Source organism: Streptomyces lunalinharesii (genome assembly GCF_039532155.1).
GTDB lineage: Bacteria > Actinomycetota > Actinomycetes > Streptomycetales > Streptomycetaceae > Streptomyces > Streptomyces lunalinharesii.
In genome coordinates, this window is sequence record NZ_BAAARK010000039.1 from 49,585 (window position 1) to 57,483 (window position 7,899).

At 73.3% G+C, this 7,899-nt stretch carries 7 protein-coding genes; 4 read left to right on the forward strand and 3 right to left on the reverse strand.

Annotated features, from left to right (window positions below; genetic code table 11):
* Positions 1 to 93: 93 nt before the first annotated feature.
* The 3 genes from ABD385_RS34735 to rsmI form a co-directional block, all read right to left on the reverse strand.
* Positions 94 to 969, reverse strand: coding sequence for a TatD family hydrolase (locus ABD385_RS34735; RefSeq protein WP_344583443.1), 876 nt, complete (start codon positions 967 to 969; stop codon positions 94 to 96).
* 33 nt (positions 970 to 1,002) lie between these two features.
* Positions 1,003 to 1,497, reverse strand: coding sequence for a hypothetical protein (locus ABD385_RS34740; protein WP_344583445.1), 495 nt, complete (start codon positions 1,495 to 1,497; stop codon positions 1,003 to 1,005).
* A gap of 259 nt (positions 1,498 to 1,756) precedes the next feature.
* Positions 1,757 to 2,635, reverse strand: coding sequence for a 16S rRNA (cytidine(1402)-2'-O)-methyltransferase (gene rsmI, locus ABD385_RS34745; protein WP_344583447.1), 879 nt, complete (start codon positions 2,633 to 2,635; stop codon positions 1,757 to 1,759).
* A gap of 107 nt (positions 2,636 to 2,742) precedes the next feature.
* On the opposite strand from rsmI, the gene ABD385_RS34750 reads away from it, so the two are divergent.
* The 4 genes from ABD385_RS34750 to ABD385_RS34765 all read left to right on the forward strand — a co-directional run bounded on the left by ABD385_RS34750 (position 2,743) and on the right by ABD385_RS34765 (position 7,749).
* Entirely contained in the window at positions 2,743 to 4,482 is a 1,740-nt protein-coding gene (locus ABD385_RS34750) for a dolichyl-phosphate-mannose--protein mannosyltransferase (protein ID WP_344583449.1), read from the forward strand.
* Positions 4,483 to 4,638: 156 nt separating this feature from the next.
* The gene (locus ABD385_RS34755) at positions 4,639 to 6,294 is read left to right on the forward strand and encodes a penicillin-binding transpeptidase domain-containing protein (RefSeq protein ID WP_344583451.1); all 1,656 of its coding nucleotides are present in this window, start codon (positions 4,639 to 4,641) and stop codon (positions 6,292 to 6,294) included.
* Between the two features lie 94 nt (positions 6,295 to 6,388).
* Positions 6,389 to 6,904: a YbaK/EbsC family protein gene (locus tag ABD385_RS34760; RefSeq protein ID WP_344583452.1), complete on the forward strand. Its 516-nt coding sequence runs from the start codon at positions 6,389 to 6,391 to the stop codon at positions 6,902 to 6,904.
* The gene (locus ABD385_RS34765) at positions 6,901 to 7,749 is read left to right on the forward strand and encodes an EamA family transporter (protein WP_344583454.1); all 849 of its coding nucleotides are present in this window, start codon (positions 6,901 to 6,903) and stop codon (positions 7,747 to 7,749) included. The genes ABD385_RS34760 and ABD385_RS34765 overlap by 4 nt, the downstream gene beginning before the upstream one ends.
* The last annotated feature ends 150 nt before the right edge of the window (positions 7,750 to 7,899 follow it).

The following is a 7,899-nucleotide window of genomic DNA, read 5'->3' on the forward strand; positions in this document are numbered from 1 at the left end:
CGGTAACCGGTCAAGCGCGGAATGTAGCGGAGTGCGGGCGGCGGACCCAACTCGCCGCGGTGGCGCGGGGTAGCCAAACGGTTCCCGGCGGCGTCAGTAGTCGAACGCGCGGGCGGTGTTGGCGGCTACGGCCGAGGCCAGCGCGTCCTCCGTCATGCCCTTCACCACGGCCATGGCGCGCAGCGTGTACGGGATGAGGTAGGGGGCGTTGGCCCGTCCGCGGTACGGCGCGGGGGTGAGGAAGGGGGCGTCGGTCTCGACGAGCACCAGTTCGGGCGGGGCGACGGCGAGGGCGTCGCGCAGCGGTTGGGCGTTCTTGAAGGTGATGTTGCCGGCGAAGGACATGAAGTAGCCGGCGGCGGCGCAGGTCTCGGCCATCGCGGCGTCGCCGGAGTAGCAGTGGAAGACGACCCGGTCGGGCGCGCCCTCCTCGCGCAGGATGCGCAGCACGTCGTCGTGGGCCTCCCGGTCGTGGATGACCAGGGCCTTGCCGCGCCGCTTGGCGATCTCGATGTGGGCGCGGAAGGAGCGCTGCTGGGCGGCGGTGCCCTCGGGGCCGGTGCGGAAGTAGTCCAGGCCGGTCTCGCCGACGCCGCGGACCTCGGGGCGGGCGGCGAGGGCGTCGATCTCGGTGAGCGCGGCGTCGAGGGCGGCGTCCCCGCCGCCGGCCCGGGCCCCCTGCCGGGACCAGCCGTCGGGGTCGCCGAGCACGATCCGGGGTGCTTCGTTGGGGTGCAGGGCGACGGCGGCGTGCACCGCGGCGTGGGCGGCGGCGGTGTCCGCGGCCCAGCGCGAGCCGGCCAGGTCGCAGCCCACCTGGACGAGGGTGGTCACACCGACGGAGGCGGCCTTGGCGAGCGCCGCCTCGACGGTGGTGTCCTGCATGTCCAGATGGGTGTGCGAGTCCGCGACCGGCACCCGGAGGGGTTCCGGCAGCGGCGGCGGGGTGTCGTTGTCCTGCTTGGCCATGGCCGCGATCCTACGAGGGCCGCGGCCGGCGCCTCACCTGCGGTGGTGCTGGAAGGGGTGCAGCAGGTCGGAGAGGTGCCAGTGGTGCCGTTCGGGGTCGGCGGTGCTGCCGGTGCGTCCGGAGCCGTCGCGGGGGCCGGTGTCCTCGTGCCCGGCGGCGTCCTCGCGGTGGGCGGCCTTGCGGTGGTGCTGCGGGCGCTGGTGCAGGTGCGCGATCGCGTCGGAGACCATCGAGACCTGACCGGAACGCATGATGCGGACGACGTGGCCGCCGCAGTTGGCGCACGTGGGGTGGGTCAGGGGGGACGGGACGCGCTCGCCGTCCGCGTAGTAGACGGCGTGCGTGACGCCCTTGGCATCCACCTGGTGCTCGATCTCGTACGCCTGCTCCCAGCCGTGGCCGCAGCCCATGCAGCAGAAGGCGTACGCCTCGTGGGCCGCGGGCTCGGACCGACGGGGGTGGGGCGGAACGGTGTGTGCGGGCGCCGCACCGGGGGTACCGGCGGTGGTCTTCGTGGTGTCGCTCATGTGCGCTCCTCTTGTCCGCTGGACAAGCTCTCCGGGGACGGGAGGTCCCGGTTCCCAGGGAACGCCTTTCGCGGGCGGAACGCAGCCGAGCTGCTACCTATTGGCCCAGATTTGGCAGGTCGTAGGACAAACGCACCGCTGGGCGGGTGATCGCTTTACCTTCGATGCCGGCCGTTTACCTTCCCGCAGGTCGGATCATGGCTCTGGTCTGGGCTTTTGTGCTCTCCCGAGCGGTTTCACGCTCAGCCGGGCGGGCCGGTCACGCCGTCCCGGGCGCGCCCCGTCCGGCGTCCCGCTCGGCGTTCTTCGCCGCCACCACCGCGTCGAAGACCTCCCGCTTGGGCAGCCCGGCGTCCGCCGCCACCGCCGCGATCGCCTCCTTGCGGCGCTCCCCGGCCTCCTCGCGCACCCGCACCCGGCGCACCAGCTCCGCGGCGTCCAGCTCCCCCGGCCCGCTCTCCGGGGCGCCCTCGACGACGACGGTGATCTCCCCGCGGACGCCCTCGGCGGCCCACGCCGCCAGCTCGCCCAGCCCGCCGCGCCGGACCTCCTCGTAGGTCTTGGTCAGCTCGCGGCAGACCGCCGCCCGCCGGTCCGCGCCGAAGACCTCGGCCATCGCGGCGAGGGTGTCGTCCAGGCGGTGCGGCGCCTCGAAGTAGACCAGGGTGCGCCGCTCGTCGGCGACGTCCCGCAGCCGGGACAGCCGCTCCCCCGCCTTGCGCGGCAGGAACCCCTCGAAGCAGAACCGGTCCACCGGCAGCCCGGACACCGCGAGGGCGGTGAGCACCGCACTCGGCCCGGGCACCGCGGTGACCTTGATGTCGCGCTCGACGGCCGCCGCGACCAGCCGGTAGCCCGGGTCGGAGACCGACGGCATGCCGGCGTCGGTGACCAGCAGCACCCGCGCCCCACCGGACAGCGCGTCCGCCAGCTCGGGCGTGCGGGCCGCCTCGTTGCCCTCGAAGTACGACACGATCCGGCCGGTCGGCTGGACCTCCAGCGCCTGGGTCAGTCGGCGCAGCCGCCGGGTGTCCTCGGCCGCGATCACGTCGGCGGCGGCCAGTTCGGCGGCGAGCCGCGGCGGGGCGTCCGCGACGTCACCGATGGGCGTCCCTGCAAGTACCAGCGTTCCAGTCACGCCCCCATCCTCCCAGCCCCGCGCCGGTGCCCGGCCGGGCCCGGGCCGGAGACGCGCGGTACCGGCCCGGCGCCGCGCGCCCCCGCCGCACAGACCGCTTCCCTACGATGGGCCGGGTGACGAGTGACACCAGTGCGACGCATCCGGCCGCCCTGCGCACCCCGGAGCCGGCCGACCGGCCCCCCGCGTGGCAGCGGCGGCTGCGCCGGTTCGGGTACGCCGGCCGGCCCGCGGCCGACGTCCACACACGGCTGGTGGCGCCGTTCCCCGAGCCGGACGGGCGGGTGTGGGCGCTGTTCGGCACCGGCCCGGAGCTGGCCCGGCGGCTCGCGCGTTGGTCGGGCTGGCTCGGACCGCTGCTGGTGACGCTGTTCGCGGGCGTGCTGACCTTCTGGAACCTCGGCAGCCCGCGCAAGGTGATATTCGACGAGACGTACTACCCCAAGGACGCCTGGTCGCTGCTCCAGTACGGCTACGAGGGCACCTGGGCGAAGAACGCCAACGACGCCCTGCTGGCCCATCCCCCGCAGATCCTGCTCTCGCCGGAGCACTCGTACGTCGTCCATCCGCCGATGGGCAAGTGGCTGATCGCGCTGGGCGAGTGGGCGTTCGGGATGAACCCCTTCGGCTGGCGGTTCATGACCGCGCTGCTCGGCACCCTGTCGGTGCTGCTGGTCTGCCGCATCGGGCGGCGGCTGCTGCGCTCGACGGCACTGGGCTGCCTGGCCGGCGCCCTGCTGGCGGTGGACGGGCTGCACTTCGTGATGAGCCGCACCGCGCTGCTCGACCTGATCGTGATGTTCTGGGTGCTGGCCGGCTTCGGCTGCCTGCTGGTGGACCGGGACCGCACCCGGGCCCGGCTGGCGGCGGCGCTGCCCCTCGGCCCGGCCGGGGTGGCCCGACCGGACGACGACGTCGGCGACCGGCTGCGGCTGGGCTGGCGGCCCTGGCGGCTCGCGGCCGGACTGTGCCTGGGCCTGTCGGCGGCGACGAAGTGGAACGGCCTGTACTTCCTGGCCGCGTTCGCGCTGATGTCGGTGCTGTGGGACATGGGCGCGCGGCGCACCGCCGGCGCCCGGCGCCCGTTCCGGTCGGTGCTGCGGCGCGACGCGCTGCCCGCGTTCGGCGCCACGGTCGTGGTGGCGCTCGCCACCTACCTGGCGTCCTGGAGCGGCTGGATCGCCACCAAGGGCGGCTACTACCGCGACTGGGCCACCTCCCCCGAGGGCCAGCAGGGCTCGTTCACCTGGCTGCCGGACTGGCTGCGCAGCCTGTGGCACTACCAGAGCGAGGTCTACGCCTTCCACACCGGCCTGACCACGCCGCACACCTACATGTCCAACCCGTGGAGCTGGCTGGTCCTGGGCCGCCCGGTCTCGTACTTCTACGAGGACCCCAAGGCCGGGCAGGACGGCTGCACCGCCGCCGAGGGCTGCGCCCGCGAGGTGCTGGCGCTGGGCACCCCGCTGCTGTGGTGGGCGGCCTGCTTCGCGCTGCTGTACGTGCTGTGGCGGTGGCTGTTCCGACGGGACTGGCGGGCCGGGGCGATCGCCTGCGGCGTCGCGGCCGGCTACCTGCCGTGGTTCCTCTACCAGGAGCGGACCATCTTCCTCTTCTACGCCGTGGTCTTCGTGCCGTTCCTGTGCCTGGCGCTGGCGATGATGATCGGCGCGATCATCGGACCGCCGGGGGCCAGCGAACGGCGGCGCACCCTCGGCGCGGTCGGCGCCGGTGTCCTCGTCCTCCTGATCGTGTGGAACTTCATCTACTTCTATCCCCTCTATACGGGTATGCCGATCCCCAAGAGCGCCTGGCACAACCGGATGTGGTTCGACAGCTGGGTCTGAGCCGAACCGATGTGGCGAACCCGTCACATCGGTTCGACGGAGCGTCACCGGACCGTGCCCGGATCGAGACTCACCGCGTGCCCGTGTCCCTTAGAGTGCGATGGGCGTTCTTGGGTGCGTACTCAAGGATCAAGCTCCTGGGAGGGGATCGGTGGCATGCGCCGCGAGGTGAAGTACGGACTGATCGGCGGGTCGGTGGCCCTGGTGGCGGGCGTCGTCGGTGGTTTCACGCTGTTCGGCGGATCGGACGACGGGGCTCCGCAGGCGGTCAGGTCGGCGGATGCCAAATCGGGCGACGGCGGCCCCGCGGTGCCCTCCGGCCCGCTCACCGCCAAGGAAGTCAACACCACCGCCCAGACCTTCCTGACGGCCTGGCAGTCCGGTGACGTCGCCAAGGCCGCGGCGCTGACCGACAACCCGGACGCCGCCCGGACCGCCCTGACCGCCTTCGCCCCGCAGGCGAAGTTCTCGAAGGTGACGCTGAAGCCGGGCACCCCGGCCGGCGACAAGGTGCCGTACACGGTCAGCACCGAGATCGCCTACAAGGCCGTGAAGACCCCGTTCTCGTACGGCAGCACGGTGACCCTCCAGCGCGCCAAGGCCACCGGGAAGCCGCAGGTCGCCTGGGAGCCGTCGACGCTCTACCCGGGTCTGGCCAAGGGCGACGAACTGCGCACCGGGGAGGCCGAGGCGCCCCCGATCAAGGCGGTGGACCGCAACGGCGTCGAGCTGACCGCCAAGGACCACCCGACGCTCGCCGGGGTGCTGGACAGCCTGCGCACCAAGTACGGCAGCAAGACCGACGGCAAGCCGGGCGTGGAGCTCTACGTCCACCGCGCCAAGTCCGCCGACAGCAACAAGCAGCAGCCCGACAAGACGCTGAAGGTGCTCTCCAAGGGCACCCCGGGCACCCTGCACACGACGCTCGACGCCAAGCTCCAGACCGCCGCCGAGAACGCGATCAAGGGCAAGAAGTCGGCGTCCGCGGCGGCCGTCAAGCCCAGCACCGGGGAGATCCTGGCGCTCGCCAACTCCCCCGCCGGCGGCTTCAACGTGGCCACCCAGGGGTCGCTGGCGCCCGGTTCGACGATGAAGATCGTCACGTCCGCGATGCTGATGGACAAGGGGCTGACGGCGCCGGACAAGAAGAACCCGTGCCCGAAGTTCGTCACCGTCGGCGGCTGGAAGTTCCAGAACCTCAACAAGTCCGAGATCCCCGACGGCACCTTCGCGCAGAGCTTCGCGGCGTCCTGCAACAACGCCTTCATCGGGCACGCCAAGGACCTCGGCGACGACGACCTGACCAAGGAGGCCCGGGACGTCTTCGGCATCGGGCTGAACTGGGCGACCGGCATCCCCACCTTCGACGGCGCCGTCCCCGTCCAGCACGACGCCCAGATGGCGGCCTCGCTGATCGGCCAGGGCGGGGTCCGGATGAACCCGCTGAACGTCGCGTCGATCGCCGCCACCGCCCAGTCCGGCGGGTTCCGCCAGCCGTACATCGTCGCGCCGTCGCTGGACAACCGGGCCTTCGCCAAGGCCGCGCGCACCATGAAGCCGGACACCGCGTCCAACCTCAAGTCGCTGATGAAGCTGACCGCCACCGCCGGCACGGGTGCCGAGGCGATGCAGGGCATCAGCGGCGACATCGGCGCCAAGACGGGCTCCGCCGAGGTCGACAACCAGGACAAGCCCAACGCCTGGTTCGCCGCCTACCGCAACGACCTGGCGGCCGCCGCGGTCGTCCCGGCCAGTGGGCACGGCGGCACCAACGCCGGCCCGGTGGTCCGCGCCCTCCTCACCGCCGGCTGAGCCGCCCCGGACGCCGGACGCCCCGAACAGCCGGGGTGTCCAGCGTCCGGATCTCGTTCGCATGGCCCGTACAGCTTTCGCTAGCGTGCGGGCCATGAGCGATTCCGCGACCGACAATCCTCCGACCGCACCGACCGCCCAGGCCCACCCCCGCTTCGCCGAAGCCCTCGCCGCGCTCGACCTCAGCGTGGCGGTGCGCGCGTTCCCCGAGGCCACCCGGACCGCCGCGGAGGCCGCCGCGGCGGTCGGCTGCGACCTCGCCCAGATCGTCAAGTCGTTGATCTTCGTCGCCGACGGCGAGCCGGTGCTGGTCCTGATGGACGGCGCCTCCCGGGTGGACCTGGCGCGGGTCCGCGACGAACTCGGCGCCGCCAAGGTCACCCGGGCCGACGCCGCGCTCGTCCGCGAGACCACCGGCTACGCCATCGGCGGCGTCCCGCCGTTCGGCCACCGCACCCGCACCACCGTCCTCGCCGACCGCCGCCTCCTCGCCCAGGACACGGTCTGGGCCGCCGCCGGCACCCCGCACACCGTCTTCCCGCTCGCCCCGCGGCCCCTGCTCGCCCACGCCGGGGCCCGGCTGGTGGACGTGCGCGAGCAGTCCTCGTGACGCCGCTGGTCGTGGCGGCCGTGCTGCTGGCCGCCGTCACCCACGCCAGTTGGAACGCCATCGCCCACGGGATACGCGACCAGCTCCTGGCCTTCACCCTGGTCGGTGGCGGCGGGGCGCTGTGCGGCGCGGCCCTGGCCTGCTTCACCCCGCTGCCGGCGGCCGCCGCCTGGCCGTACCTGCTGGGCTCCGCGGTCCTGCACATCCTCTACCAGGGCCTGCTGATGCAGTCGTTCCGCATGGGCGACTTCGGCCAGATGTACCCGATCGCCCGGGGCACCGCGCCGCTGGTCGTCACGGTCCTCGCCGCGCTCTTCGTGCACGAGGTGCCGAGCAGCTGGGCGCTGGCCGGGGTCGCACTGGCCTCCGCGGGCCTGGTGGGGCTGGCGGTCTGGGGCATCCGCGGCTCCGGCGCCCGCCCGCACTGGCCGGCGATCGCGGCCGCCCTCGCCACCGGCCTGTCCATCGCCTCGTACACCACCGTCGACGGCCTGGGCGTCCGCGCCTCCGAGACCCCGCTCGGCTACATCGGCTGGCTGATGCTCCTCGAAGGGCTGGCCATCCCCCTCTACGCGCTGGTCACCCGCCGCGGCCGCCTCGTCGCCGAACTCCGGCCGTTCGCCCTGCGCGGGTTGGCCGGCGGGGTGCTCTCGGTGTTCGCGTACGGGCTGGTGCTGTGGGCGCAGACCCGCGCACCGCTGGCGCCCATCGCGGCGCTGCGCGAATCGTCGATCATCGTCGGGGCCGCCATCGGCACGGTGTTCTTCAAGGAACGCTTCGGGCTGCCGCGGTTGGCGGCGGCCGGGTTGATGGTGGCGGGGATCGGGCTGATGCTTGCCGGCTAGGCCGCCGGGGGGGGCTTCCCACGTTGTTGGGTTTGCCGCCGTGGGGCGTCTGTCCTTTCGCCTTCGGCGGGGGTGGGGTGTGGGGCGTCGCCCCTTTGTCGTTCGTGGTGGCGGGTCCGGGGGCCGCGGGGTGGGTTGTCGGACTGCTGC

What these genes read in the sequence shown, in the direction of transcription:
- ABD385_RS34735 (WP_344583443.1), bottom strand. Translation starts at nt 969, where the DNA reads ATGGCCAAGCAGGACAACGACACCCCGCCGCCGCTGCCGGAACCCCTC.
- ABD385_RS34740 (WP_344583445.1), bottom strand. Translation starts at nt 1,497, where the DNA reads ATGAGCGACACCACGAAGACCACCGCCGGTACCCCCGGTGCGGCGCCC.
- ABD385_RS34750 (WP_344583449.1), top strand. Translation starts at nt 2,743, where the DNA reads ATGGGCCGGGTGACGAGTGACACCAGTGCGACGCATCCGGCCGCCCTG.
- ABD385_RS34755 (WP_344583451.1), top strand. Translation starts at nt 4,639, where the DNA reads ATGCGCCGCGAGGTGAAGTACGGACTGATCGGCGGGTCGGTGGCCCTG.
- ABD385_RS34760 (WP_344583452.1), top strand. Translation starts at nt 6,389, where the DNA reads ATGAGCGATTCCGCGACCGACAATCCTCCGACCGCACCGACCGCCCAG.